Annotated in this window: 25 protein-coding genes; 14 read left to right on the forward strand and 11 right to left on the reverse strand. The window is 58.2% G+C overall.

Going from position 1 to position 24,993, the window contains the following annotated elements; translation table 11 throughout:
• Window positions 1-73: 73 nt before the first annotated feature.
• Together glnA and ACR0C3_RS16715 are read right to left on the reverse strand one after the other, a co-directional pair.
• Window positions 74-1,480 carry a type I glutamate--ammonia ligase gene (gene glnA, locus ACR0C3_RS16710; protein ID WP_170374049.1) on the reverse strand — a complete coding sequence of 469 codons (1,407 nt, stop codon included), beginning with the start codon at window positions 1,478-1,480 and terminating at the stop codon, window positions 74-76.
• Window positions 1,481-1,513: 33 nt separating this feature from the next.
• Window positions 1,514-1,852, reverse strand: a complete 339-nt coding sequence (locus tag ACR0C3_RS16715) for a P-II family nitrogen regulator (RefSeq protein WP_170325301.1) — start codon at window positions 1,850-1,852, stop codon at window positions 1,514-1,516.
• 169 nt (window positions 1,853-2,021) lie between these two features.
• Between ACR0C3_RS16715 and ACR0C3_RS16720 the strand changes: the two genes are divergently transcribed.
• The 3 genes from ACR0C3_RS16720 (at window position 2,022) to tig (ending at window position 6,614) form a co-directional block, all read left to right on the forward strand.
• Window positions 2,022-3,665, forward strand: a complete 1,644-nt coding sequence (locus ACR0C3_RS16720) for an NAD(P)H-hydrate dehydratase (RefSeq protein WP_480759544.1) — start codon at window positions 2,022-2,024, stop codon at window positions 3,663-3,665.
• A gap of 308 nt (window positions 3,666-3,973) precedes the next feature.
• On the forward strand, window positions 3,974-5,098 hold the full coding sequence (locus ACR0C3_RS16725) for a porin (protein WP_480759546.1): 1,125 nt from the start codon (window positions 3,974-3,976) through the stop codon (window positions 5,096-5,098).
• 184 nt (window positions 5,099-5,282) lie between these two features.
• On the forward strand, window positions 5,283-6,614 hold the full coding sequence (gene tig, locus ACR0C3_RS16730) for a trigger factor (RefSeq protein WP_480759630.1): 1,332 nt from the start codon (window positions 5,283-5,285) through the stop codon (window positions 6,612-6,614).
• A 94-nt stretch (window positions 6,615-6,708) separates the two neighbouring features.
• Here the strand turns inward: tig and ACR0C3_RS16735 are convergent, their stop codons facing one another.
• The 6 genes from ACR0C3_RS16735 to rpsF all read right to left on the reverse strand — a co-directional run bounded on the left by ACR0C3_RS16735 (window position 6,709) and on the right by rpsF (window position 10,469).
• Window positions 6,709-7,563 (reverse strand): acyl-homoserine-lactone synthase, encoded by an 855-nt coding sequence (locus ACR0C3_RS16735; protein WP_480540905.1) that lies wholly within the window; start codon window positions 7,561-7,563, stop codon window positions 6,709-6,711.
• Window positions 7,564-7,670: 107 nt separating this feature from the next.
• The gene (locus tag ACR0C3_RS16740) at window positions 7,671-8,372 is read right to left on the reverse strand and encodes an autoinducer binding domain-containing protein (RefSeq protein ID WP_170374044.1); all 702 of its coding nucleotides are present in this window, start codon (window positions 8,370-8,372) and stop codon (window positions 7,671-7,673) included.
• Window positions 8,373-8,592: 220 nt separating this feature from the next.
• Window positions 8,593-9,078: a transglycosylase SLT domain-containing protein gene (locus ACR0C3_RS16745; RefSeq protein ID WP_480759548.1), complete on the reverse strand. Its 486-nt coding sequence runs from the start codon at window positions 9,076-9,078 to the stop codon at window positions 8,593-8,595.
• Window positions 9,079-9,227: 149 nt separating this feature from the next.
• The gene (rplI, locus tag ACR0C3_RS16750) at window positions 9,228-9,848 is read right to left on the reverse strand and encodes a 50S ribosomal protein L9 (RefSeq protein WP_170640804.1); all 621 of its coding nucleotides are present in this window, start codon (window positions 9,846-9,848) and stop codon (window positions 9,228-9,230) included.
• A 12-nt stretch (window positions 9,849-9,860) separates the two neighbouring features.
• The gene (gene rpsR / locus ACR0C3_RS16755) at window positions 9,861-10,088 is read right to left on the reverse strand and encodes a 30S ribosomal protein S18 (RefSeq protein WP_005608650.1); all 228 of its coding nucleotides are present in this window, start codon (window positions 10,086-10,088) and stop codon (window positions 9,861-9,863) included.
• A gap of 27 nt (window positions 10,089-10,115) precedes the next feature.
• Window positions 10,116-10,469 carry a 30S ribosomal protein S6 gene (gene rpsF / locus ACR0C3_RS16760; protein WP_480759549.1) on the reverse strand — a complete coding sequence of 118 codons (354 nt, stop codon included), beginning with the start codon at window positions 10,467-10,469 and terminating at the stop codon, window positions 10,116-10,118.
• A gap of 275 nt (window positions 10,470-10,744) precedes the next feature.
• Here rpsF and ACR0C3_RS16765 point away from each other — a divergent pair, with 275 nt between their 5' ends.
• Window positions 10,745-11,272, forward strand: coding sequence for a hypothetical protein (locus tag ACR0C3_RS16765; protein ID WP_480672074.1), 528 nt, complete (start codon window positions 10,745-10,747; stop codon window positions 11,270-11,272).
• Window positions 11,273-11,402: 130 nt separating this feature from the next.
• Window positions 11,403-11,975, forward strand: coding sequence for a YceI family protein (locus ACR0C3_RS16770; protein ID WP_170374040.1), 573 nt, complete (start codon window positions 11,403-11,405; stop codon window positions 11,973-11,975).
• Between the two features lie 59 nt (window positions 11,976-12,034).
• On the opposite strand, the gene ACR0C3_RS16775 is transcribed toward ACR0C3_RS16770, so the two are convergent.
• The gene (locus ACR0C3_RS16775) at window positions 12,035-13,261 is read right to left on the reverse strand and encodes a cytochrome b/b6 domain-containing protein (RefSeq protein ID WP_480759551.1); all 1,227 of its coding nucleotides are present in this window, start codon (window positions 13,259-13,261) and stop codon (window positions 12,035-12,037) included.
• A gap of 174 nt (window positions 13,262-13,435) precedes the next feature.
• On the opposite strand from ACR0C3_RS16775, the gene fabD reads away from it, so the two are divergent.
• The 7 genes from fabD to mltG all read left to right on the forward strand — a co-directional run bounded on the left by fabD (window position 13,436) and on the right by mltG (window position 19,757).
• The gene (gene fabD, locus ACR0C3_RS16780) at window positions 13,436-14,374 is read left to right on the forward strand and encodes an ACP S-malonyltransferase (protein WP_480759552.1); all 939 of its coding nucleotides are present in this window, start codon (window positions 13,436-13,438) and stop codon (window positions 14,372-14,374) included.
• A gap of 42 nt (window positions 14,375-14,416) precedes the next feature.
• Window positions 14,417-15,154, forward strand: coding sequence for a 3-oxoacyl-[acyl-carrier-protein] reductase (gene fabG, locus ACR0C3_RS16785; protein ID WP_170374037.1), 738 nt, complete (start codon window positions 14,417-14,419; stop codon window positions 15,152-15,154).
• A 209-nt stretch (window positions 15,155-15,363) separates the two neighbouring features.
• Entirely contained in the window at window positions 15,364-15,597 is a 234-nt protein-coding gene (locus ACR0C3_RS16790) for an acyl carrier protein (RefSeq protein ID WP_008756330.1), read from the forward strand.
• A 139-nt stretch (window positions 15,598-15,736) separates the two neighbouring features.
• Window positions 15,737-16,276: a GNAT family N-acetyltransferase gene (locus ACR0C3_RS16795; protein WP_170374036.1), complete on the forward strand. Its 540-nt coding sequence runs from the start codon at window positions 15,737-15,739 to the stop codon at window positions 16,274-16,276.
• A 124-nt stretch (window positions 16,277-16,400) separates the two neighbouring features.
• A complete protein-coding gene (locus ACR0C3_RS16800; protein ID WP_170466135.1) occupies window positions 16,401-17,144 on the forward strand; it encodes a 1-(5-phosphoribosyl)-5-[(5-phosphoribosylamino)methylideneamino] imidazole-4-carboxamide isomerase in 744 nt (247 codons plus the stop codon).
• Between the two features lie 189 nt (window positions 17,145-17,333).
• Complete coding sequence (gene fabF / locus ACR0C3_RS16805; protein WP_170458843.1) at window positions 17,334-18,599, forward strand: beta-ketoacyl-ACP synthase II; 1,266 nt, start codon at window positions 17,334-17,336, stop codon at window positions 18,597-18,599.
• Window positions 18,600-19,757 (forward strand): endolytic transglycosylase MltG, encoded by a 1,158-nt coding sequence (gene mltG, locus ACR0C3_RS16810; protein WP_480759553.1) that lies wholly within the window; start codon window positions 18,600-18,602, stop codon window positions 19,755-19,757.
• Window positions 19,758-19,800: 43 nt separating this feature from the next.
• Here the strand turns inward: mltG and ACR0C3_RS16815 are convergent, their stop codons facing one another.
• Both ACR0C3_RS16815 and ACR0C3_RS16820 read right to left on the reverse strand, forming a co-directional pair.
• Window positions 19,801-21,057: a DEAD/DEAH box helicase gene (locus ACR0C3_RS16815; RefSeq protein WP_480759555.1), complete on the reverse strand. Its 1,257-nt coding sequence runs from the start codon at window positions 21,055-21,057 to the stop codon at window positions 19,801-19,803.
• 319 nt (window positions 21,058-21,376) lie between these two features.
• On the reverse strand, window positions 21,377-22,882 hold the full coding sequence (locus ACR0C3_RS16820; protein ID WP_480759556.1) for a peroxidase family protein: 1,506 nt from the start codon (window positions 22,880-22,882) through the stop codon (window positions 21,377-21,379).
• Window positions 22,883-23,297: 415 nt separating this feature from the next.
• On the opposite strand from ACR0C3_RS16820, the gene ACR0C3_RS16825 reads away from it, so the two are divergent.
• Complete coding sequence (locus tag ACR0C3_RS16825; protein ID WP_419740164.1) at window positions 23,298-23,642, forward strand: hypothetical protein; 345 nt, start codon at window positions 23,298-23,300, stop codon at window positions 23,640-23,642.
• Window positions 23,578-24,921, forward strand: a complete 1,344-nt coding sequence (locus ACR0C3_RS16830; RefSeq protein WP_480759631.1) for a DNA-packaging protein — start codon at window positions 23,578-23,580, stop codon at window positions 24,919-24,921. The genes ACR0C3_RS16825 and ACR0C3_RS16830 overlap by 65 nt, the downstream gene beginning before the upstream one ends.
• The last annotated feature ends 72 nt before the right edge of the window (window positions 24,922-24,993 follow it).

A 24,993-nucleotide genomic window follows, 5' to 3' on the forward strand; every position in this document is an offset into this window, starting at 1 on the left:
GTTTGAAAGATCACACCATATGAGACAAGGGCGCCCGAATGGACGCCCTTGAAATGGTAGGTCTGCAACCGGCTTAGCAGCTGTAGTACATGCCATATTCTACCGGGTGCGGTGTGTGCTCGTAGGTTTCGACCTCTTCCATCTTCAGTGCGATGTAGCCGTCGATCTGGTCTTTGGTGAACACGTCGCCCTGCAGCAGGAAGTCGTGATCGGACGCCAAAGCTTCCAGAGCCTCACGCAGCGAACCGCAAACGGTTGGGATGTCGGCCAGTTCTTCGGCAGGCAGATCGTACAGGTTCTTGTCCATGGCTTCGCCCGGATCGATCTTGTTCTTGATGCCGTCCAGACCAGCCATCAGCAGTGCAGCAAACGCCAGGTAGGGGTTCGCAGCTGGGTCAGGGAAGCGAGCCTCGACGCGCTTGGCTTTCGGGCTTTCGGTCCACGGAATACGGACACAGCCCGAACGGTTACGGGCCGAGTAGGCACGCAGAACAGGTGCTTCGAAGCCCGGGATCAGACGCTTGTAGCTGTTGGTCGACGGGTTGGTGAACGCGTTCAGGGTCTTCGCGTGTTTCAGAACGCCGCCAATGAAGTACAGTGCTTCGTCCGACAGGTCGGCGTATTTGTCGCCAGCGAACAGAGGCTTGCCGTCTTTCCAGATCGACATGTTCACGTGCATGCCGGTGCCGTTGTCACCTGCGATAGGCTTCGGCATGAAGGTGGCCGATTTGCCGTAGGCATGTGCAACGTTGTGGATGACGTATTTGTACTTCTGCAACTCGTCAGCTTGCTTGGTCAGGCTGTCAAAGATCAGGCCCAGCTCGTGCTGACAGGACGCAACCTCGTGGTGGTGCTTGTCCACTTTCATGCCCAGACGCTTCATGGTCGACAGCATTTCCGAACGCAGGTCTTGTGCTTCGTCAACTGGGTTCACGGGGAAGTAGCCGCCCTTGACGCCCGGACGATGGCCCATGTTGCCCATCTCGTACTCGGTGTCGGTGTTCCACGACGCATCGGTTGCATCAACTTCGTATGATACCTTGTTGATACTGTTCGAGAAACGGACGTCGTCGAACAGGAAGAATTCGGCTTCTGGGCCCATGTACGCTACATCACCGATGCCCGAGGATTTCAGGTAAGCTTCAGCTTTCTGAGCGGTGCCGCGCGGGTCACGCTCATAGGCTTCGCCGGTGTCGGGCTCAACAATCGAGCAGTGCAAGCAGATGGTCTTTTCCGCATAGAACGGGTCGACATAGGCGCTTTCGGTGTCGGGCATCAGTTTCATGTCCGACGCTTCGATCGACTTCCAGCCCGCAATGGACGAACCGTCGAACATGAAGCCTTCTTCCAGGAAGTCTTCATCGACCTGGTCGGCCATGATGGTCACGTGCTGAAGCTTGCCGCGCGGGTCGGTGAACCGGATGTCGACGTACTCTGCGCCTTCTTCCTTGATCAGCTGAAGAACTGCGTCCTTGCTCATTCTCTTGTTTCCTCTGAGTTGAAGATGGGTGTGTTAAAGGGCTTCCGAACCGGTCTCGCCGGTACGAATGCGAATGGCTTGCTCGACAGGCGAGACAAATATCTTGCCGTCACCGATCTTGTCGGTTTTCGCGGCCGAGACGATGGCTTCGATCGCGGCGTCTACCTGATCATCGTCTAATACGACCTCAACTTTTACTTTGGGCAGAAAGTCGACGACATATTCCGCGCCGCGATACAGCTCGGTGTGACCCTTCTGGCGGCCAAAGCCTTTGACTTCGATCACGCTGAGACCCTGGACACCAACGTCCTGCAGTGCCTCTTTCACTTCGTCCAGTTTGAACGGCTTGATGATCGCTTCGATCTTTTTCATTCCGGCTCACCTTGCATGGTTGTCTGAGGAGCAGTGATCACGTCTAAAGGGATGCAGCAATCCGATTGCGCGCTTCGGCGTGATCTGGTGCATTGAAAAAAGGCGCATGGTCGAATTTTGATCAGTTTGCACAAAAAGTAATCGAAATTGAATCGCGTGAGGATTTGAGATGGTTGATTTGCTGACGGCTGCGCAGATGGGTGCGCTGGAACGGGCGGCTATCGACTCGGGCGAGGTGACCGGGCTGGAGCTGATGGAGCGCGCCGGTCAGGGCGTTGTGGACGCGATCTTCGAGGAATGGCCGGAGCTGAGGGATCGAGGGGCCAGCCCCTCGAACTCCCCGGGATATTTAGAGCCAGATGAAGAGGATCCCTTACGTGCCTTGGTTCTGTGCGGACCCGGGAACAATGGCGGCGATGGGTTTGTGGTCGCGCGGCTGCTTCGACAGCTGGGGTGGGCGGTTGAGGTGGTCTTGTTTGGCGACCCGTCAAAACTGCCTGAGGACGCGCGGACGAATTATGAGCGGTGGGGTGGACCAACACGCGCGGCTGCGGATTTGGGGGATGAGGACTTGCGCCATCCGGATGTGTCGATTGATGCGCTGTTTGGGACAGGGTTGGCGCGGCCAATCGACGATGCTGCGCTTTGGGAACGCCTTTGGTCGCATGATGATGCAGCAGATGCCTGGGCTTTGCGGTGGCAGGGGCGCGGTACAGAAATCGTGCCGCCGCGGACGGTTGCGATTGATCTGCCCTCGGGGCTTTGTTCAGACTCAGGAAAGGTTTTGGGGGGTGCGTTTCCTGCACATGGCCGGCGCTGTGCCCGCTCGGCCCTGACGGTCACGTTTCATTCGCGCAAACTTGGGCATGTGCTGGAGGATGGGGCGTCCTATTGCGGGAAGCTGGTCGTCAAGGATATCGGGCTTAAGGGTGAGCCAAGTGCGTCCGAGGTGGTGACGGCGGTTCAGCAGCCGTCTGGCGAGGAGTTAGGGAAGGGAGCGCCAGGCCACAAATACGCGCATGGGCATGCTTTGATTCTGACGGGTGGGTTTGGAAAAACCGGAGCCGCGCGACTTTCGGGGCGGGGGGCGTTACGGATTGGGGCAGGGTTGGTGACATTGGGTGTTCCGCCCTCAGCGCAGATGGAGGTGGCCTCTCAGATCACGGCCCTGATGGTGAAGCGGGTCGAAGGGGGCGATGACCTGCGCGACATTCTGACGGATCATCGACTTAACGCTGTGTGTCTTGGTCCTGGAATGGGTGTTGAGCGGGCGGCGGATCTGGTACCTGTTGCCCTCGCGGCGAAGCGCGCGACGGTGTTGGACGCGGACGCGCTAACGGCATTTTCCGAAGACCCTTCGGCCTTGTTCGCTCAGCTACTTGTGGCGTGTGTTCTGACGCCTCACGGCGGCGAGTTTGCGCGGCTGTTTCCTGATATTGCCGAGAAGCTCTCCGCCCCACCGACCCGTGGTCCCGCCTTTTCTAAGGTGGATGCAACGCGTGAGGCTGCAAAGCGTGCGGGCTGCGTGGTGCTGTTCAAAGGGCCAGATACAGTGATCGCCGCCTCGGACGGGCGGTGTTCGGTTCATTCGGCGCAGTATGAGCACGCGGCCCCTTGGCTGGCGACAGCTGGGTCCGGGGATGTGTTAGCCGGTTTCATCACCGGATTATTGGCTCGGGGGTTCGACGCGATGGGCGCGGCGGAGACGGCGGCGTGGCTTCATGTGGAATGCGCGCGCCAGTTCGGTCCCGGATTAATCGCTGAAGATCTGCCTGAGGTCTTGCCTGATGTTTTTAAGTGTATGAATATGTAAGTGCGTCTTGCGCGATCGGGATGCGAAAATCACATCTGATCGCGCGTTCGTTACAGGAATTTCCCTGTGCGCATAGCGGCTATTTGCTGCGCTCATGAGAAGCTGTCGGATTTTTCTTGGGGGCAGCCCGTTGTTTTTGCGGGAAGGCAGTTAGATGATTGAATTAAAACAACTTATCTTGATTGCACCAAGATATTCTGTTGCGGATTCGTCACCTTCTTTCGGCGTAGGGCGCGCCCCATTGGAACGGCTCGGTGTGGTGAGCATGTGAGCAAGACCTAATAACAAACCCTTTCAAGGTGAGTGACATGACCCTTAACCTGAAAACCTCGTCTGTTGCGGCGCTTTTGGCGGCGACCACGGCCATTCCAGCTACGGCTGAGCTGAAATACGAAAACAATAGCGGCGGATATGTAGAGCTCTACGGGCAGTTCAACCCGGCGCTGATCTCAGTTGACGACGGACAAGACACCGAGACACGTTTGCTGGACAACGACCTGTCCAACAGCCGTGTCGGCTTGCGCCTTATGCAGCCCTACGGCGACAACGAGTTTACGTTTCGGCTCGAAACCGGACTAGGACTGCCAAACTCGAGCGAATGGAACCAGCTGGGTACGGATTTCAGCGGCTGGACGCGGGAAGACATCCGTCACGTGGATTTTGCGCTGAAGGGCGGCTACGGCAAGTTCTCAGCGGGGCAGGGCAGCATGGCTTCGGACGGGGCGGCTGAGACGGACCTGTCTTATGTTGGAACGGCCCTCTATTCCTTCACCAACGATGAAAACTCGGGCTTTTTCTATCGCGGAACCGATGGGGTACTCAGCGACATTACGGTAGGTGACTCCAGCAGCAACTTTGACGGTGGTCGCCGGACGCGCGTACGCTACGATACGCCTGACTTCAACGGGTTCAGTGCAGCTATCGCCTATGGTGAAAACGCGCTCTCCAGCAGCGACGATGACACGTATTACGACTTTGCGATCGCGTATAACAACACCTTTGCCGGTGGCGTCGAGTTTGCTGCCAGCGTGGCCTATGCAGTGCGAGACTTCGACAATGTATCGGGTGAGCGCAAGGATACCATAGGGTCTGCCTCGGTTCTGCTGCCCAGCGGGTTTAGCTTTACCGCTGCTGCAGGGTCGCGGGACGACACCGCAAGTGGCGCATCGGATCCAAGCTTCTGGTACGCAAAAATAGCATACGAGGGCGACTGGGTGGCCTGGGGTAAAACCGGTGTGGGCATCGACTACTACGATGGCTCAGACTTCAACAACGATGGGTCGGACACCAAAGCATGGGGTATTGCTGTCGTGCAGCGGATCGACTCGATCAACACGGATGCATACCTGAAATACCGCAACCACGATTTCGAAGATGGGACGTCGTTCGACAAGAACGAAGCCTGGGTCTTGGGCGCGCGCTGGCAGTTCTGATCAGCGATAGATGTTTCACAAAACGCTCCGGTTCCAGCTGGGGCGTTTTTTTGCTGTTGAAGACGGTAAAACCGGGGTGATCCGGGCATTGCCCCCTTGCACGTGGGCGGCTGGGCAAATAGAAGGCGTCAAATTTGCCCGGCGCGCCGTTTTGCGCGCCCCGAATCCTATGGGGACTACCATAATGCAGGTTACCGAGACGCTGAACGAAGGTCTGAAACGCGGCTACAACATCGTTGTGACCGCAGCCGAGCTGGACGACAAGGTCAACGAGAAGCTGACCGAAGCGCAGCCCGAAGTCGAGATGAAGGGTTTCCGCAAAGGCAAAGTGCCGATGGCGCTGCTGAAAAAGCAGTTTGGCCAGCGTCTGCTAGGCGAAGCCATGCAGGAAACCATCGACGGTGCGATGAACAAGCACTTTGAAGACAGCGGCGACCGCCCTGCGCTGCAGCCCGAGGTCAAGATGACCAACGAGGACTGGAAAGAAGGCGACGATGTCGAGGTCGCGATGTCCTACGAGGCGCTGCCTGAAATCCCGGAAGTTGACCTGAAATCGGTTGAGCTGGAAAAGCTGGTCGTCAAAGCAGACGACGCAGCCGTTGAAGAAGCGCTTAACAACTTGGCCGAAACCGCGCAGGACTTCAAAGCGCGCCGCAAGGGTTCGAAAGCCAAGGACGGTGACCAGATCGTGTTCGACTTCGTCGGGAAGGTTGATGGCGAAGAATTCGAAGGTGGCTCGGCCGAGGACTACCCGCTGGTTCTGGGCTCCAACAGCTTCATCCCCGGTTTCGAAGAGCAACTGGTTGGCGTGAAAGCCGAGGAAGAAAAAGACGTCAAAGTCACCTTCCCCGAGGAATACGGTGCCGAGCATCTGGCCGGTAAAGACGCTGTCTTCACCTGCACGATCAAAGAAGTGAAAGAGCCGGTTGCAGCCGCGATCAACGACGAACTGGCAACCAAATTCGGTGCCGAGGATCTGGAAGCCCTAAAGGGCCAAATCTCTGAGCGCCTGGAAGCCGAATATGCCGGTGCCGCGCGCGCTGTCATGAAGCGTGGTCTGCTGGATGCGCTGGACACCAAAGTGTCGTTCGATCTGCCTCCGTCGCTGGTTGAAGCCGAAGCCAAGCAAATCGCACACCAGCTGTTCCACGAGGAAAACCCGGATGTGGAAGGTCACGACCACGGCGAGATCGAGCCTTCGGATGAGCACAACAAACTGGCCGAACGCCGCGTGCGTCTGGGCCTGCTGCTGGCAGAGCTGGGTCAGAAGGCCGAGGTAGAAGTTACCGACGCTGAGATGACTCAGGCGATCATGAACCAGGCGCGTCAGTACCCGGGGCAAGAGCGTCAGTTCTTTGAGTTCGTTCAGCAGAACGCACAGATGCAGCAGCAGCTGCGCGCGCCGATCTTCGAAGACAAGGTCGTCGACTACGTGTTCGAACTGGCTCAGGTCTCTGACAAAGAAGTTAGCAAAGACGACCTGCAAAAAGCCGTTGAGGCACTGGAAGAGGAATAATCCTCTTCCCCCCTTTCCGGGCGCCAAAATAGAAGCGGAGCCGCCTGATCAGGGCGACTCCGCTAGGGTGGCTTTGTACTATGAGGTGAGGGGGTCAGGCCTCATGAGCAAAAGCACGGGGGGTATGTAGCAGAGCGGTCTTCTGCTCTGGCGTGAAGGTGTTGGAGAGCGTCTCGATGAGCCTCAGAACATCTTGCCGTTCGGCCTCGGTCCGCGCTGCGTTCATCTGCTCCACAAAGTATTTCTCAAGCTCTGTGAGCGGTTTGTGGTCGCGATTTGCAGGGTTCTGATCAACCAGCTTCTTGCTGTTGAACAGCTCGAGCGCCTTGTCTTCTTCCAGGAAGACATCGGTTTTGATGCCGGCAAAGTCCCGAATGGCGTCGATACGTTCATCGGTGCAATCCAGAAGGGCGGCAAGGGCCGAGACTTTGCCCATCGGCACGGTTTTACCCACATAGTCATAGGGCGCACAGTTCGACCGTTTCAGCACCCGATCCATGATCGGGTCAATTACGGTGATGATGTCCTGAATACCGGCGTTCTTCGCATATTCCAGCGAACCGATCATCAGCTCACAGGTTGCGTAAGAGACCGAGTTCTTGTCTTTGCCGCGGTTCAGCCTTTGGGTGTCGACGCAGAAGCGGGTAGATTCCCACATGGTCGCGCTACGGATCGGAGGTTCGCCGTCAAGGATGGCCGAGAATACGTCCGACAACATATGCGGTCCGGTGGTCTGCAGGGCACGCACGGCTGCGACGACATTCCCCCCGTCGTCGAGTCCGATTACGTATGCAGGATCCAGATGATCGAATTCATCGATTTCTTTGCCGTCTTCGATTTTGACGTCCCAGCCCAAGCGCTCGCCGAATACGCGCGCGCGCAGTTCAAACATTTCGTCAAGAACGTCGCTGAATTGGTGTCTGTTCAGCCCATCTACTACGATGATCATGGTTTCCCCCTTCGAGTGGTTGTTCGGTAAACCGATCGTTACTCGTTTGAAGGGAGATTTCTATTGGGGGTTTCCCGTATTTTGGCCGAATTGTGTGATTTTTGTGTTTATCCCGGGGTGATAAGCCCGATCGCGATCGCCCGCCCAACGGCCTGAGGCGTCGTCAAAGCGCTGAGTTTTTCGCGGCTGGAGCGCAGATGAACCTCAACCGTGCGGTGCGAGATCGACAGAATGTCGCCGATATCCTGCTGAGATTTCCCTGCCGCGACCCATTGCAGGATCTCGGCCTCGCGGGTCGAGAGGTTCGGGTGATAAAGCGCACCTGTCAGCTCATCCGAGGTCACCACGTTGTCATGGATATGCACGGCCATGGACTGCAGATCGCTGATCACATGGGTATACAGCTTACGCCATTCTTCCTTGGAGCAATCCCGCGTCGCGCTCAGGAACCCGATATCCCCGTATGGGCCGCGAACCGGTATCGTAACGCCTTGATTGGACAAGCCAAAATCATGTGCATCGCGGAATACGCGTTGGAAGTCGGGGCTGCGTTCCAGGCGGCTCCAATCAACGGGGGCGATGCTGCGTTTTGCCATGTGAAGTGTCGGGTCAATCATGACCAGACCCTGTTTCTGGTAATGCTCGTTCCAGGCATCATCATAGGTCACGAACCCAGCAACCTTGCCCGCAGCGGGGTTCATCCCAGCGTAGGCGGCGTGATCCATATCGTGTTTTTCGCACACCTGCTTCAGAAACTCGGTGTACCGAGTTTCCGAGTCCGGCAGAGTGCTCAGATCAACGATCTCCATCTTTCGCCTACGACCTGCGGCTTATCTTGAAGTCCAGTGGTGTGGCCGGACTTGCAATTTACCTAGAGTGGAACCCAACTTACCTCACGGCAATCAGGACATCACATAATTCAAAACATGACAAGTCAATGCAGGAAATGTCTAAGCTTTTGGCGTGTTGTTTCAAGCTATAGAGCATTTTTGTCACTATTTTGCCCAAACTGCTAACAGCGTCTAGGGCCTAGGGCGCGGGTCGTAGCCCTGTTTCTACGAGCATTCCGCGCGCCTTTGCTTCGGGGTAAAACCCTTTGGCGTAAAGGAAAATCGCGCGTTGTTGATCTCCGTCCGCCAGCATCCAGGCACCTTTCAGGTACTTGCCTGCATATTCAAGATTTGTGTCTGCATTCAGCAAACCTTGGGCATTTCCCTTGTATCCCATCGAACGTGCGGTAGCGGGCAGGATCTGCAAAAGCCCGTAATACGGCCGGTTTACAGCCCATGGCCTGTGCGTGCTTTCGCGTATCGCAAGTTTGTGGACCAGCTCTCGGGGGAGTTCGTAGTGATCGGCCCATTTGTTGATCGAGGCCCTCAGCTCGGGCGTTTCGTTAGGGTAGAGCGGCGGATCGAAGGGATCGGGGTCACCGCGTGAAACCTCGGCTCCGCTGCACGCGGCGAGGGCAGACAGGGCAAGGAAAGCGATGATGCTGCGACGAGAGAATAGGGCCATCAAACTACTCCGAACTTCCGGCGGCGATCATATGGATCACGGGTCTTGTCGCAACCTTAGCTTTAAAATTTGGCTGAATTTTGCTGGTTCCGATACGAAAAAGGGCCGCGCGAGTGGCGCAGCCCTTGAATCTTGTTGCGTCAGCCAGATCAGGCTTTGGCTTCGTCTTCGTCCGCCGGAGCGGCCTCGGGCGCCAGATCTTCGTCTTCCGACGCGGCCGAGCCGATGTCGTCAAACAGTTCGGCGATTTCGAATTCAGCAGCGGCTTCTTCTTCAGCAGCCAGTTCCTGAATCGATTTGCCCGATGCCTGCAGTTCGGCTTCTTCTTCCGAACGAGCAACGTTCATCTTGATCTCGACTTCAACCTCGGGGTGCAGGCGAACTGCAACCGCGTGCAGGCCCAGTTCTTTGATCGGAGCGACCAGAACGACCTGTTTCTTGTCGACGGTGAAGCCTGCTTCGGTCGCAGCGTCTGCGGCGTCACGAGGCGTGACCGAACCGTACAGAGCACCAGCATCCGATGCCGAGCGAATCACGATGAACTGCTGACCGTCCAGCTTTTCAGCCAGGGCTTCAGCTTCTTTCTTGGTTTCCAGGTTGCGTGCTTCCAGCTGCGCTTTCTGGGCTTCGAACGACGCGATGTTAGCGTTCGATGCGCTCAGCGCTTTGCCTTGGGGCAGCAGGAAGTTGCGGGCGTAGCCGGGCTTAACGTCAACGACGTCGCCCATTTGACCCAGTTTCGCAACGCGTTCCAGAAGGATAACTTGCATGTCAGTCTCTCCTTACTTCACAGCGTAGGGCAGCAGGGCGAGGAAGCGGGCGCGCTTGATAGCACGGGCCAGTTCACGCTGCTTCTTCGCCGAAACGGCGGTGATGCGCGAAGGTACGATCTTGCCACGCTCAGAGATGTAGCGCTGCAGCAGACGGGTGTCTTTGTAGTCGATTTTCGGCGCGTTCTCACCCGAGAACGGGCAGACCTTGCGGCGGCGGAAAAATGGTTTTGCGGCCATGGTTTATGTCCTTTCGTCAGGCGTTGATCAGCGGCGCTCGCGGCGGCCTTCGCGCTCATCGCGCTTCTGCATCTGGACCGAGGGGCCCTCGGCATGCTCTTCGACCTTGATGGTCAGAACGCGCATAACGTCATCATGCAGGCGCATCAGGCGTTCCATTTCCTGAACCGCACCCGAAGGGGCATCGGTTTTCAGAAAGGCGTAGTGGCCTTTGCGGTTCTTGTTGATCTTGTAAGCCATCGTCTTGACGCCCCAGTACTCGCTTTCGACGACGTTGCCGCCGTTGTCAGCCAGAACGGTGCCGAAATGTTCGACAAGGCTTTCTGCCTGCGCGTTGGACAGATCCTGACGCGCGATCATTACATGCTCATACAGTGGCATGTGCACTCCTGTTTATATCAAGGCGCATTTCAAAGGCCGGGCCAGATGATCCTTCGCGACCCTGCCACGAGAGGCTGCGCGATTCATATCTCCTGCGAAGGATGGCCTCGTATACACGTTTGAGCGGGCTGGGCAAGCCCTGCCACATATGCCTCTGTGAAGTCGCCCAATTTCCACTGCTGCGCCCAATTCCTGACGCTTTTCGCCCCGAAGTTGATAAGCAACCCGGAAATAACCGGATAGCACAGACTTACTACGGTAACCTTAACAAGGGTATGGATGTTATGACCGCGATTCAGACAAATACGCTCGACAATAAAGCGACGGGTACGAGCTTTGAGCATTCCGTTCCGGTCATGATCACGTTCAAAGCGAACTGGCAAGCACGGCTGGTTCTGGCGCGCGCCGTCGGAGCCTTCCTGATCGTTTCCGCCTTTTCGATGTGGCTGATGCCCGGTTCGATGTTGGGAGCCGAGGTTTGGCCGATCAAAATGGTGGCCTCGATGGTGTTTTTGATCGTTGGCGTAAGCCTGTTGACGATCGAAGTGATGGACAGCCGCCCGGATGCCTATTTTGACCCAATCCGCCGCGAGGTACGCGTGCTGCAGAAGAATGAAAACGGACGCCCCCAGACCGTTCTGCGTCGCAGCTATGACAGCTTGGGTGGTGCAAAGTTCGAGGATGACGAGGTGCAGTTGTTCGATGTTGACGGCAGCCTGCTGATGAAACTGCCATTGCAATCGGCGGATGTCAGCCGAGCGCTGAAAGGGCAACTCAGCCAAAGTGTAACAATTTTCGCCTGAGATTTATTCTGTTCAACCAAGCACAGAAATTGTGAATCAAAAAGACTTGTGTGCTGCCCTTGGGCAGCACATTTTTGTTTCCGAGCAAACGCACTATGTTTGCATATAGTCCACAAACCCGGAGACAGTCATGAAATCCACCCTCCTTGCTGCCGCGCTTGCCCTTACGGCAACCACTGCTTTCGCCAGCGCCGAAAAATACGTTCTGGACTCTAGCCATAGCCAGGTGCTTTTCAGCTACGATCACCTTGGTTTCTCGACCACTTACGGCATGTTCTCGGGCTTTGAAGGCGAGATCATGTTCGATCAGGAAGATCCTGCCGCGTCGAGCGTTTCGGTCTCCATGCCGGTTCTAGAGATGTTCACAGGCTGGAAGCCGCGTGAAGATCACTTCATGACCGAGGATTTCTTTGGCGCCGCCGAAGGGGACCTGATTACGTTCACCTCGACCTCGATCGAAGTGACCGGCGAAAACACCGCAAACATCACCGGTGACCTGACCATGAACGGCGTTACCAAATCGGTCGTTCTGGATGCCAAGCTGAACAAGGCTGACAACCACCCGATGGCAAACAAGCCTTGGGCCGGCTTCGACGCCACAACGACGCTGGTGCGCAGCGAGTTCGACCTGGGTCAGTTCGCGCCCTTCGTCAGCGATGAAGTTCAGGTGCAGATCTCTGTCGAGGCTCAGAAAGCCGAGTAAATCTGCGCTGATCCTTTGGATCACAACCGCCGGGGGCCAAAACCCCCGGCGGTTTCTTTTTACTCTGAACGTTTCGCCATCAGGTCAACGGAGACCGAAACGTTGAAGCCCAGAGACTCCTCGGTCGGTTGGGATGTGCCCACATCGAACGCCATGCGGTTCAGCTCCAATGTGCCGGACATGGTTGCCGTGTTGTCCTCGAGTTGCAGGGAGAAGGGCAGTACGACGTCCACCGATTTGTCTCGGATGGTCAGGGGGCCTCGGGCCTCGTAGCCTGAATCTGTTCTGAACAGGTCAGCTTTGAACTGGGCCGTTGGGAATTGCGCGCTGTCGAAAAAATCAGCGCCCATGGCTTGGTCCGTGACCGTCCCGAGGCTGAGCGACGCGATGGCGATGGTCACATCCACCGATCCCGCAGGGCCCGGTTGGGCGGGGTCTTCAAACGCGATTGCGGCCGTCCATTCGCCGAAGCTGCCGGTGACGGGGCTGCCCAACTGCGAGATTGTAATCGACAATGTGCCTTCTTCGACGTTCCAGTCGGATTGCACATCGCCAAGCTCGGCCGCGTCCACGGCGCCTTTTGCGTGATCCTCAAACACTCCGATGGACCAGCCACCGACCAGAACGGCACCCCAGATGGCCAGGGCTGCAAATGCAGGTACGGGTGAGTGGTGCTGGGCCGGAGGCTCGGGCGCAGCAGCGCGTCCGGGTAGCATCCGCCGCAGGGTGCTGTCCTCGTCCACGACATGATGTTTCAGCGCGCCCGCGATGTGCAGCGCCAGCGACCCGGCAAGAACCCAGATGAACAGCCAATGCAGGTTTGCCGTCACCTCGGACAAATAGAGGGATTTGGGCACGAAGGGCAGGTTTTGGCCGAAGGGCCACCAGATGGGCGCAAAGCCTTCGGTCGCGGCGTGGTGTATCCAGCCGGTCAAGGGCACCAGAACAAGCGAAGCGTAGAGCATCCAGTGAACGGTTTCGGCTGCGAAAGCCTCGGGCTTATTGTCGGCATTCAGCAGGCCGGGCTTGGTTTGGGTCAGGGCCCAAAGGATACGCGCCAGAGCCACGAAGAACACGGTGACCCCGATCGTTTTATGCAGGGAAAACAGCGTTGCGGCCCGTGCGATATCGGATTCGCTGGTCGGGATGTTCGGGTCATAAATGGCATGCGCCAAATCATTGGCAAACCAGCCCAAGGGCAGGGCGGTCAGGATCAGCAGGGCGGTCAACCAGTGGAAAGTCTTGGTCACGCTGCCATAGCTGGAAAAGGTATTGGTCGAGGGCATCTCTTGCACGCTCCGGATTCGATTGTCTGACTTGAACCTAAAGCCAGACGGATTCGGCACAAGCCCGACCCGCGCACAGATATGGTGCCCGAATGCAGAGCGCAGGCCCTACTTGTGCCGCGTCCTCACACGGTTTACACCCCGCCGCAACCTAACGTCATCCAAGAGGTTGCAATGACACGCGCGTTCGTTTTCCCAGGGCAGGGCGCCCAGACCATCGGCATGGGCAAGGCTCTGGCCGAGGCATACCCGGCAGCTCAGGCCATCTTTGACGAGGTGGACGACGCGCTTGGCGAAAAGCTGAGCCAGCTGATCTGGGAAGGTGATGTTGCCGATCTGACCCTGACACAGAACGCACAACCGGCGCTGATGGCGACCTCGATGGCGGCGATGCGCGCGCTTGAGGCCGAAGGCGTCTCGGTCACTGATGCTGCCTTTGTGGCCGGGCATTCATTGGGTGAGTATTCCGCGCTGGCTGCGGCTGGTGCGTTGACGGTGGCTGATACCGCTCGCCTGTTGCGGACCCGTGGGCAAGCCATGCAAAGCGCCGTTCCGGTGGGCGAAGGTGCGATGGCCGCGATCTTGGGGCTGGATCTCGATGCCGTGCGCGAAGTTGCCGAAGAGGCCGCACAGGGTGAGGTTTGCCAGGCGGCCAACGACAACGACCCGACCCAGGTTGTGGTGTCCGGCGCGAAGGCTGCTGTGGAACGTGCGGCTGAGATTGCCAAGGAAAAGGGCGCAAAGCGCGCAGTTATGTTGCCCGTCAGCGCTCCGTTCCATTGCGCGCTGATGCAACCCGCTGCAGATGCTATGGCCAAGGCCCTGGCCGCGGTAGAGATCAAGGCGCCAGCTGTTCCTCTGATCGCCAATGTGCGGGCCGAGGCTGTCACAGACCCCGATTTGATCCGTCAATTGCTGGTCGAGCAGGTCACAGGATCGGTCCGGTGGCGGGAAAGCGTGCAATACATGGCAGCGCAGGGTGTCACCGAGACATGGGAAATTGGCGCGGGCAAGGCTCTGTCTGGTATGATCCGCAAGATTGACCGGGCAATTGCGGGCAAGGCCGTTGGTACGCCTGAGGATGTTCAAAAGGCCGTTCAGGCCGAATCGTAAGCATAGAACGCGGCCTTTGGGGCGCCTCACGAGGGAAATAGAATGTTTGATTTGACAGGTAAGAACGCGCTGATAACCGGCGCTTCGGGTGGTATCGGAGGGGATATCGCACGGGCTCTGCACGGCGCGGGTGCCTCGGTCGGTCTGTCCGGCACGCGGGTTGAACCGCTGCAGAAACTGGCCGACGAACTGGGCGAGCGCGCTCACGTGCTGCCGTGCAACCTGAGCGATTCCGAAGCCGTCGAGGCCCTGCCGAAACAGGCAGCCGAGGCGATGGGCTCGGTCGATATCCTGGTCAACAACGCGGGTATCACACGTGACAACCTGTTCATGCGCATGTCCGACGAGGAATGGCAGAGCGTGATTGACGTAAACATGACCTCGACCATGAAGCTGTGCAAAGGCGTTATCCGGGGCATGATGAAGGCGCGCTGGGGCCGGATAGTGAATGTCTCATCCGTGGTTGCGGCGATCGGCAATCCGGGGCAGGCGAACTACGCGGCCTCAAAGGCGGGGATGATCGGGTTCTCGAAAGCGTTGGCGCATGAGGTCGCAACGCGTGGGATTACGGTGAACGCAGTGGCCCCTGGCTTTATCACGACGGCGATGACGGAAAAGCTGACGGACGAGCAGAAAAAAGGTTTGTTGCTGAAAGTTCCGGCTGGTCGCATGGGTGACCCTGAGGAAATTGCGGCAGCCGTTCTGTACCTGTCCAGCCCCGAGGCCGGATACGTGACCGGAACAACCTTGCATGTGAACGGCGGCATGGCCATGTTGTGACCGCAACCAAGGCGGTGCGAAAGCGTTTGCCTTGCGCGTCGACTATGCTATAGGCGGCGCATCCATGCTGGGACCGGTCGTTTTGGTCGGCCCTCGACTTTCCCGGACAGCCGGGAGCCAAACCGCCCGGAACGGGCAAAACAAGTCCATCCCGAGCGGGCAAGGGCAGAACCGGGCGGATCGCCCTGAAGAAAGAATGAGGAATAGACATGAGCGACGTCGCAGATCGCGTGAAGAAGATCGTTGTTGAACACCTGGGTGTTGAAGAAGACAAAGTAGCGGAAAACGCTTCGTTCATCGACGACCTGGGCGCAGACAGCCTGGACACCGTTGAACTGGTCATGGCCTTCGAAGAAGAGTTCGGCATCGAGATTCCCGATGACGCAGCCGAGACCATCCAGACCTTTGGCGACGCCGTCAAATTCATCAGCGAAGCGTCCTAAGCGTATCGTACTGATAGAAAAGCGGCGCTTCCGGGCAACGGAGGCGCCGCTTTTTTGTGCCTGCGTTAAATTCAGGGTTGCACGAGGCGATTTCGATTCGCACTGTTTCCACTGAGGCACAATTCAAGGTGGGCAGGACATGATAAGATCCACCCCGATGATAAATACGGCGCGTCTGACACTCTGTGCGATGCGCCCTGAGGATTTTGAACGGTTCGCCGAGATCTGGCGCGACCCATGTGTCACGCGCCATATTGGTGGCACCCCGCGGTCGCGCGGTGAAGCCTGGGACTCGTTCTTGCGTAATGCAGGGCATTGGCAGATGGCCGGGTTCGGGCAATGGGGCGTACTGCAGCAATCGAATCGCAAGCTGATCGGTCAGGCCGGTTTCTTCTATGGAAACCGTGCGATGGGCGAGGATTTTGACACTTATCCCGAAGCCGGTTGGGTTCTGGCCCCGGAAGCTCAGGGGTTGGGTCTCGGATATGAGGCCGCTCAGGCCGCCCATGACTGGTTTGATCGGATCATGCCGGGCCGATTGGTGGCGATGGTAAACGCAGCCAACGCCTCGTCGCAGAAGCTGGCGAAAAAGCTGGGCTATGTCGTGATGCGGGAGGCCGAGTACAACGGCACCCCTGTCCATCTTCTTCGTCGCAACGGTCCTCCGGCGCGGGCGTAATACCGCCAACACACCGCAATGCCGCAAACAGCGCAAACAATGCCGATCCTGGTCGCAGCAGGCTCTGAGGTGAGCGTGTATGTTACAATGAGACTTTAGGGCGCTTGGGCGGAGGAGAAAGCTCATGAGAATCTACCCCACAATGGAACTTCAGAACGGTCGCTGCGTCACCTTGGACAAAGGGCGTCTGGAGGATGCGATGATCTGGCATGTGAACCCGGTCGAAACCGCGCGGGGTTGGGCCGAGGCCGGGGCCGAGTGGATGCATCTGACTGACTTCGATGCCGTAGAAGGCCGTGATACCAACTTGGAACTGGTGGAAGAGATCATTCGGTCGGCCGAGATCCCCGTGCAATTGGCTGGGGGTATGCGCACCCGTGAGCAGGTCGAATACTGGATCGACAAGGGCGCGGGCCGCGTTGTGATCGGGACGCTTGCGGCGCGGGACCCCCATCTGGTGAAGGAACTGGCGAAACTCTACCCGGATCAGATCGTTCTTGCAGTCGATGTCTGGCAGGGGTTTGTCATGACCGACGGTTGGCGCAGCCAAAGTGCGTTCACTCCCGAGGCGTTTATTGATGCCTTCGACGGCACGCCTTTCGCAGCCATCGTTGTGACCGACATTGACAGCGACATGGAAGATGTCGAGGCGCAACTGGGCCTGATCTCCGGCTTGGCGCAGCATTCTCGGACACCGGTCATTGCCAGCGGCGTGGTGCGTACTGCGGACGATATCTCTCGTCTGTCCTACATCCCGAACATTGCGGGCGCGATTGTCGGCAGAGCTTTGTTCCGGAAAACAGTCGATCTTTCCGACGCTCTGGGCGTAGCAGCTGGCGCGCATGAGCCAGTAGCGCAGTTCCAGTAACGGAACCGAAAATGAAACTCTCTCGCCCTGCGATGTCAGCAGGGCGAGGGGGATTGGCAGGCGCAGGATCGCCCAAAATCAAGCTGAAACCGCAAGATGCAGACGGGGAATGGAGCGTGGCCCTTGCCCCCGCACCCCGGGCCGGGGTATGAGCGGTTCGCATAACAGTAAGCAGGCAAGAGGCACTTCATGCGCAGAGTCGTCGTAACCGGTCTGGGGTTGGTCACTCCTTTGGCCAGTGGAGTCGAGGAAACCTGGTCGCGTCTGCTGGACGGAGAGTCCGGCGCAGGGCCAATCACACATTTCGATGCCGAGGCAAGCGGGGTCACTACGACCTATGCCTGCGAGGTGCCGCGTGGGGACGGAACAAACGGAACGTTCAACCCCGATGACTGGATGCCTCCGAAAGAACAACGCAAGATCGAAGACTTCATCCTGTACTCAATCGCCGCAGCGGAGATGGCGTGCAAGGATGCAGGCTGGACACCTGAGGGCGAGGAAGATCGCCTGCGCACTGGCGTTCTGATCGGCTCGGGCATTGGTGGGCTGGGCTCGATTGCGGATACCGCTAACTTGATCCGTGACAAAGGCCCGCGCCGTGTGTCGCCTTTCTTCATTCCCGGTGCGCTGATCAACCTGGCGTCCGGTCAGGTGTCGATCCGGTTTGGATTTAAGGGACCGAACCACTCGGTCGTGACTGCGTGTTCGACTGGCGCACATGCAATTGGGGATGCAAGCCGCATCATCCGCGCAGGCGACGCCGATGTCATGGTGGCCGGTGGCGGTGAGGGTTGCATCTGTGAGATCGGCATCGCAGGTTTCAACGCCTGTAAGGCGCTGTCGACCAAATATGCAGACGATCCGAAGAAAGCCAGCCGCCCCTACGACGTTGACCGCGACGGTTTTGTCATGGGCGAGGGCGCAGGCATCGTCATTCTGGAAGAATACGAACACGCCAAGGCGCGCGGCGCGAAGATCTATGCCGAGGTTCTGGGCTATGGCATGTCGGGCGACGCCTACCACATCACCGCACCGTCCGAGGATGGCGACGGGGCTGAGCGTTCGATGAAAGCCGCGCTACGCAGCGCTGGGCTGGAGCCGAAAGATCTGGACTACATCAATGCGCATGGCACCTCGACCATGGCGGATACGATTGAGCTGGGTGCTGTTGAGCGTCTGCTGGGTGACCATGCAGCGAATGCCACGATGACTTCGACCAAGTCTGCCACTGGCCACTTGCTGGGGGCTGCGGGCGCGATTGAGGCGATCTTCTCGATCCTTGCGATCCGCGATCAGGTGGCTCCTCCGACCATCAACCTCGACAATCCGGCGGTTGAAACACCGATTGATCTGGCTCCGAACGAAAAGCGCGAGCGTGAGATCAACGTGGCCCTTTCGAACTCGTTTGGGTTTGGTGGCACCAATGCCAGCGTGATCTTCGGAAAGGCCAGTTAAATGTGGCGGGCCATTGCATCGAACGCGCTGACCATCCTGGTGGTCGGCCTGTTTCTGGTGGGCGGTCTGATCCTTTGGGGCCAGACCCAGTATCAGTCGGAAGGCCCGCTGGAAACCGCGATCTGCCTGCGGGTGGAAAGCGGTTCGAACATGACGCGGGTCAGCCGCGAGCTTGAGGGTCAGGGCGCGATCACCAACGCCACGATCTTTCGCATGGCCGCCGACTACACCGACCGGGCGCAGCAGTTGAAAGCAGGCAGCTTTTTGGTGCGTGAAGGCGCGTCGATGGAGCAGATCATCTACGAGATCACCAGCAGTGGCGCGAGCACCTGCGGCTCGGAGATCGAATATCGCATCGGCGTGACCCGCGCCCAGACACGCGTGCGCGAATTAAACCCAGCCACGCTGGAATTCGACGAAATCGCCGAGTTTGACATGGCCGAGGAAGAAACCCCGGCGGCCTATCAGGAGAAGCGCCAAGAGGCAGACACACGCTATCGTGTTTCACTCGCAGAAGGCGTGACCTCATGGCAGGTGGTTGAGGCATTGAAGAGTTTTGAAGCGCTGAGCGGCGAGATTTCCGAAATCCCCGCAGAAGGCTCGCTTGCGCCAGACAGCTACGATGTCGCTGCCGGTCAGGACCGCAACGACATCCTGAAAGCGATGCAGGACAAACAACAGCTTCGGATCAATGCTGCCTGGGAAAACCGCCAAGAGGGTTTGCCGCTGGAAAGCCCTGAGGAAATGCTGATCCTTGCCTCGATCATCGAAAAAGAAACGGGCGTTCCCGGAGAGCGGGGCCAGGTCGCCAGCGTCTTTGTGAACCGTCTGAATCAAGGCATGCGCCTGCAGACCGACCCGACGGTTATCTACGGCGTCACCAAGGGGCAGGGAACGTTGGGACGTGGCCTACGGCGCAGCGAGCTAAACCGGCCAACACCTTGGAACACCTATCAGATCGACGGGCTGCCACCGACCCCGATCGCCAACCCCGGTCTGGCGAGTCTCGAAGCAGCCGTTGCGCCTGACAACACGAACTATGTGTTTTTTGTTGCGGATGGCACTGGAGGTCATGCCTTTGCCGAGACGTTGCAGGAACATAACCGCAATGTCGCGAAATGGCGCGAGATTGAGGCCGAACGAAACTCGGGCAACTAAGTTAAAACGAAAAACAGCGCCGCTTTCGGCGCTGTTTTTTTGATCAGGCTGCGGGTTTGCGACGGGGGCGCCGGCGCTTGTTTTGCCCAGGCTTCGCACCTCCGTTCGCCGGTCTCGGCTTGAAACGCCGGTTGTTCTGGCGGCGCCTGCCACGTTCCGCCTCAACAGGTTCGGGCTGTGTGCCGCTGGCAACAGGGATGTCGATCTTCATCAGTCTTTGGATTTGACGCAGCAGATCGACCTCTTCCGCCGAGCAGAACGCAATCGCCTCGCCTTCGCGACCGGCGCGGGCCGTACGGCCAATGCGGTGGACATAATTGTCGGGCACCTCGGGCAGGTCGTAGTTGATCACATAGGCCACACCGGGAATGTCGATCCCACGCGCGGCTACGTCGGTCGCGACCAGTACGTTGATCTCTCCGGCGCGGAAGGCCTTGATGGCGCGGTCACGCTGTCCCTGGCTTTTGTTGCCGTGGATCGAGGCGGCGTTGTAGCCATCGGCGACCAACCCCTTCATCAACTTCTCGGCCCCGTGTTTGGTGCGCGAGAAGACAAGGGTCAGTGCGCCGGTGTCCTGCGACAGAATCTCACGCAGTTTGCCGGGCTTCTCGGGTTTGGTCACGAAGTGAACTGATTGCGTGATCTTGTCTGCCGCTTTACCCGGAGGCGAGACCTGCACCCGCTGGGGATTGGTCAGATAGGCGCGGCTGATCTCCTCCATCTGTTTTGGCATTGTGGCCGAGAACAGCATGGTCTGACGCGGTGTGCCCAAGGCAGGCGCGATTTTGCGCAAAGCGTGGATGAAGCCCAGATCCAGCATCTGGTCGGCTTCGTCCAAAACAAGGTGGCGAACCGACCCTAGGTCGACGGCCTTTCGCTCCATCAGGTCGATCAGACGCCCAGGTGTGGCCACCAGAATATCTGTGCCGCGGCCCAGAAAGGCGATCTGTTTGTTGATGGACTGGCCACCCACAACTGTTGCCACGCGCAGTTTGGTCTTGCCAGTCAGAACCCGCAGGCTGTCGGCAATCTGGTTCACAAGCTCGCGCGTGGGCGCGAGGATCAGAGCCTTGGCTGTTTTGGGCGCAGGTTTGCCGGGTTGGTTTAGCAAGTGATCAATCAAAGGCAGGCCAAAGGCCAGCGTTTTGCCGGTACCGGTCTGCGCCAGCCCCAGAATATCATGCCCATTCAGAGCCAGCGGGATCGCCTGGTTCTGGATCGGAGTGGGCTGTGAGAAATTCGCACTTTTGAGTGCATCGTTGAGCGCTGGTGCAAGGCCCAGCATATCGAAGTCGAACAATATTTATCCTTTGCCGCCCGCGGCATTCGCCAACGGGCAAGTTGTGATTGGCCGCATTCGCGACCGGTAGGGTCAAGCGGGACCTCGGGACAGGCAGGCGGATCCTGCTCTATCTGGTCGTCGCGTTAAGAACCCTGCGTGATGGGGAACTGGAGAAATCTGTGGCGCTGTGGGGCATATGGTGCCCGCCGAGGCTCACGCGTCAGCGCTGGTCAGAGGCACATGATGCGTGGCGACTGAATTGTCAAGGCTTGTGAGTGATGGTTCCTCGGTCGTGCGAAAGCCCTGATCCCGCTTATTGGATCAGGGCAGGGCAGGTTTAAGTGCGAAGGTCCTCGGCATGTGCGATGCTATCGCGATTGGCTTCGACGAATTTCAGCATATGCCCCATTGAGTAAGTGCCGTCATCATCCGCACCAAGTTCTTTCCACGGCTTAAAGTCGTGGGTCGAGCAGACCAGGCTTTCCGGGTCAAGATACAGAAGTCGTAGCAGCACCGTCGCGACGATCGTGCCGCCCACCGGCCCAAGTCGTCCGCCATGACCTTCAGCCTCTTGCAGACAGTAGTACCACAGCGGTGTTTTGGTGACGCCGTGGTCTGACAGCTCAGGCGGAGCGTCAAGTTCGGGCACATGCATCTTGCGCGCCATTTGCTGACCTGAGGCGAGCTCCAACGTGAGGCGGTCGCGCAGCAGGTTGCGCAAGGGAAGTTTGCGGTTTTGATCTTCGGTCATTGTGGCGCCGCCGATGTCTGCCGTGCCGCTGATGAAGGGAAGCGCGAAAATGGATTGCGCCATTTTGCGCCCAATGGGGCGCGCACGCGCGTCTGCAGTTTGACCGGGATAGTCGAACAATTTCTCAAAGTGAATATTCAGGTCTGACGGCCGGAAGGAGAACTCGGGCCGTCCTAGCTTGAACAGGTCGAAATCCAGATTGCCATGATTGAGCTGGTATTTGGATTGCACTGTGGCGTGCCCGAAGCGGTAAGCAGCGCCGGAGAATTCTATCGGCATAACCGGGGAGTCATCTTTGAAAGGTTTCGGAAGTGTCCCACCTTCGAGATGATCGCGTACATGTTTCAGAATGTCGGCGTCGACGAATGCCTGAAGCAAATCATGGGCCACGAGATACTGATAGTGCAGCCGACAAATTCGGCGCGCAACCTGGAAAGGCTCCTCGCTCTTCTTGAATGTATGCATGGCTGCCGCTGAAATGCCGGACAAGGCTTTGCGCGCCATGCCACTGTCTGCCTCCAAGGCTGTCATAACGATGTTGTGTAGGCAGATAAATGCGCCCTGCAATTGGGATACGATCTGGTTCTCGTCGTTACGAGGGTCGCCAATAAGGGCTGTACCTTGCTTGGTTCGGGCAAGATCGAGATGATTGTCAGCGTTTCCAAAAAGAAGGAAGCCGTGATGGTCCGGGTGATAGAGGTGCGGCGATGCTTCGGGGCCATCGCCGTAGACGCAATCGAGGTCCAGTGTCGGGGTGCGGATATTACGAATGGTAGCTGGATCAATAACTGTCCCAATGGCCGAGGTCGCGTCCAGCGTTACATCGTGGTCGACGAATTGACCGAAGAAGGTCATACCGGCGGCGACGTCATGCCCCTGTGGGTCATTGGCATCTTTCATTGAGTCAACCGCTGCATCAAACGCGGCGAGGACATCGGCGGTATCAAAAGGCTCACCGCCTGGGGCGATACCTGAGAGAGGGTTGCGATGCCCGATTCGTCCAAACGTATCCGGCAGCGGCGGGCGTGGGGTATCCGCGCATTCTTTTACCAGCGTTTCATATCGGCTAAGCCCATGGGGTTGGCGTGACATAAACTACTCCAAAAAATAAACAACTTCGTTCTAGGTTGAATCATGCTCACAAAATGATGAGCATAATGGTCAAAATAGCACAAATGAGGACCAATTTCCTTCTTTTTCTCAAAAAAGGAAACGTAATTGGGAAATAAGTCTGTGTTTAATCTGAATGTGCGAGCTGTATTGGTGGGGTTTTTCTGTCGATAAGATGGTTCGCGCAGGAGAACGCTCGCGGAGGGTTGTGAAAAGTTTAATGTACAGAACGGTTTAGGCGTTGCGACCCGTTGCGCACAAACTTGACGCCGCGCACTCATTCTCGTATAAGTTGTGCCGTGCTAGAAGAAGTGGGCAACGGCCCCGGGGCGACCCGGTGGCCGTTTTTTCATTTCTCTCGTGCGGAGAAAACTCACGCATGAGGTCACAGGCAAACATGACTTTGATTACCCCGGAAGAGCGGATTTCCCAGACGGCTGACTTGTTGCAGTCGCTCGAGAGGTCCATTCGCGATCTGCGCCATACAGCGGAAGAACTGCGCCAGCAGATCGGAGCCGGGGAGGATGCAGACCTTGCCGGAACAGGCAAGCAACTCGGCCAGCTAGAGGGGCTGATCCGCAGTTGCCAGAAAGTGGAGACAAGCTTTGTCGAACAAAATCACAGACAAGCCGGAATTGCCCAAGGGGGATACGCGCTCGACCTTGACCGGGCTCGGTTTGAGGTCGGGTGCAGGCTGGCTCGCCTCCGCACCTGTTGCGGTGCAGGACAGATTTCTGAGTGAGATCGGGGAGGGGGGGCTTTGTGCCCTCCCTTTCCTTTTCGAGTTCTGGGCTTTGCCGCATCAGATTCCACCCGATGGCGACTGGCGGTCCTGGGTGATCATGGGCGGGCGCGGGGCGGGAAAAACGCGTGCAGGGTCTGAATGGGTGCGATCGATGGTCGAAGGGGCCAAGCCGTTGGACAAAGGCGCGGCGTCTCGTGTGGCTCTGGTGGGTGAGACCTTTGATCAGGTGCGTAATGTGATGATTTTTGGCGATAGCGGTATTTTGCAATGTTCGCCGTCCGATCGACGGCCCTTGTGGAAAGCCTCGGAACGCAAGCTGATCTGGCCCAACGGGGCCGAGGCGCAGGCGTTTTCAGCGCATGATCCCGAGGGGTTGCGCGGCCCTCAGTTCGATGCGGCCTGGGTGGATGAGTTGGCCAAATGGAAGAAGGCCGGTGAGACCTGGGATATGCTGCAATTTGCTTTGCGTTTGGGGGATCAGCCTCGGGTTTGCGTGACGACCACGCCGCGCAATATGAAGGTTCTGAAAGAGTTGCTGGCGTCTCCATCCACCGTTCAAACCCACGCGCCGACCGAGGCGAACCGCGCCAATCTGGCCGCGTCCTTCCTCGAGGAGGTGCGCGCGCGCTACACGGGCACACGGCTGGGGCGTCAGGAGTTGGATGGCGTGCTGCTGTCGGATGCCGAGGGGGCGCTTTGGACGGGCTCGATGCTGGAGACGGCGCGTTGCGCGCATCTGCCCGAGTTGGACCGGGTGGTCGTTGCACTTGACCCGGCGGTGACAGCAGGCTCGAATGCGGATGCCTGCGGGATCGTGGTCGTGGGCGCGCAGCTACAAGGGCCGCCCGAGGAGTGGCGCGCCTATGTGCTGGCCGACCGCACTGTGCAGGGCGTCGGCCCGGCGGGCTGGGCGCAGGCGGCGATTGACGCGATGGATGAATTCGGGGCTGAGCGGTTGGTGGCCGAGGTCAACCAGGGCGGGCAGCTGGTGGAAGAGGTGGTGCGGCAAGTGGACCCTCTGGTCTCGTTCCGCGCCGTACGCGCCTCGCGCGGCAAGGTCGCGCGGGCCGAGCCTGTGGCGGCTCTGTACGAGCAAGGGCGGGTGAGCCATGTGGCCGGGCTGGACGCGCTGGAAGAGCAGATGTGCCAGATGACCGCGTGCGGGTTCGAGGGGCAGGGCTCACCCGACCGCGTTGACGCGCTGGTCTGGGCTCTGCATGAGTTGATTGTAGGGCCTGCGGGAACGTATCGGCGGCCAAGGGTGCGGAGTTTGTGAGCTCCAAGAAGAATGCTTACCTAAAATCACATTTTGCCTAGCGGACTGGTCACTTGCTGGAAGCACTCAGGT

This window comes from Ruegeria sp. CK3 (assembly GCF_056536565.1).

What these genes read in the sequence shown, in the direction of transcription:
- rpsF (WP_480759549.1), bottom strand. Translation starts at nt 10,469, where the DNA reads ATGCCACTGTATGAGCATGTAATGATCGCGCGTCAGGATCTGTCCAAC.
- fabD (WP_480759552.1), top strand. Translation starts at nt 13,436, where the DNA reads ATGACACGCGCGTTCGTTTTCCCAGGGCAGGGCGCCCAGACCATCGGC.
- ACR0C3_RS16795 (WP_170374036.1), top strand. Translation starts at nt 15,737, where the DNA reads ATGATAAGATCCACCCCGATGATAAATACGGCGCGTCTGACACTCTGT.
- glnA (WP_170374049.1), bottom strand. Translation starts at nt 1,480, where the DNA reads ATGAGCAAGGACGCAGTTCTTCAGCTGATCAAGGAAGAAGGCGCAGAG.
- ACR0C3_RS16715 (WP_170325301.1), bottom strand. Translation starts at nt 1,852, where the DNA reads ATGAAAAAGATCGAAGCGATCATCAAGCCGTTCAAACTGGACGAAGTG.
- ACR0C3_RS16775 (WP_480759551.1), bottom strand. Translation starts at nt 13,261, where the DNA reads ATGCCCTCGACCAATACCTTTTCCAGCTATGGCAGCGTGACCAAGACT.
- ACR0C3_RS16820 (WP_480759556.1), bottom strand. Translation starts at nt 22,882, where the DNA reads ATGTCACGCCAACCCCATGGGCTTAGCCGATATGAAACGCTGGTAAAA.
- rplI (WP_170640804.1), bottom strand. Translation starts at nt 9,848, where the DNA reads ATGCAAGTTATCCTTCTGGAACGCGTTGCGAAACTGGGTCAAATGGGC.
- ACR0C3_RS16735 (WP_480540905.1), bottom strand. Translation starts at nt 7,563, where the DNA reads ATGATCATCGTAGTAGATGGGCTGAACAGACACCAATTCAGCGACGTT.
- ACR0C3_RS16800 (WP_170466135.1), top strand. Translation starts at nt 16,401, where the DNA reads ATGAGAATCTACCCCACAATGGAACTTCAGAACGGTCGCTGCGTCACC.
- fabG (WP_170374037.1), top strand. Translation starts at nt 14,417, where the DNA reads ATGTTTGATTTGACAGGTAAGAACGCGCTGATAACCGGCGCTTCGGGT.
- ACR0C3_RS16790 (WP_008756330.1), top strand. Translation starts at nt 15,364, where the DNA reads ATGAGCGACGTCGCAGATCGCGTGAAGAAGATCGTTGTTGAACACCTG.
- tig (WP_480759630.1), top strand. Translation starts at nt 5,283, where the DNA reads ATGCAGGTTACCGAGACGCTGAACGAAGGTCTGAAACGCGGCTACAAC.
- rpsR (WP_005608650.1), bottom strand. Translation starts at nt 10,088, where the DNA reads ATGGCCGCAAAACCATTTTTCCGCCGCCGCAAGGTCTGCCCGTTCTCG.
- ACR0C3_RS16770 (WP_170374040.1), top strand. Translation starts at nt 11,403, where the DNA reads ATGAAATCCACCCTCCTTGCTGCCGCGCTTGCCCTTACGGCAACCACT.
- ACR0C3_RS16825 (WP_419740164.1), top strand. Translation starts at nt 23,298, where the DNA reads ATGACTTTGATTACCCCGGAAGAGCGGATTTCCCAGACGGCTGACTTG.
- ACR0C3_RS16725 (WP_480759546.1), top strand. Translation starts at nt 3,974, where the DNA reads ATGACCCTTAACCTGAAAACCTCGTCTGTTGCGGCGCTTTTGGCGGCG.
- fabF (WP_170458843.1), top strand. Translation starts at nt 17,334, where the DNA reads ATGCGCAGAGTCGTCGTAACCGGTCTGGGGTTGGTCACTCCTTTGGCC.
- ACR0C3_RS16745 (WP_480759548.1), bottom strand. Translation starts at nt 9,078, where the DNA reads ATGGCCCTATTCTCTCGTCGCAGCATCATCGCTTTCCTTGCCCTGTCT.
- mltG (WP_480759553.1), top strand. Translation starts at nt 18,600, where the DNA reads ATGTGGCGGGCCATTGCATCGAACGCGCTGACCATCCTGGTGGTCGGC.
- ACR0C3_RS16765 (WP_480672074.1), top strand. Translation starts at nt 10,745, where the DNA reads ATGGATGTTATGACCGCGATTCAGACAAATACGCTCGACAATAAAGCG.
- ACR0C3_RS16740 (WP_170374044.1), bottom strand. Translation starts at nt 8,372, where the DNA reads ATGGAGATCGTTGATCTGAGCACTCTGCCGGACTCGGAAACTCGGTAC.
- ACR0C3_RS16720 (WP_480759544.1), top strand. Translation starts at nt 2,022, where the DNA reads ATGGTTGATTTGCTGACGGCTGCGCAGATGGGTGCGCTGGAACGGGCG.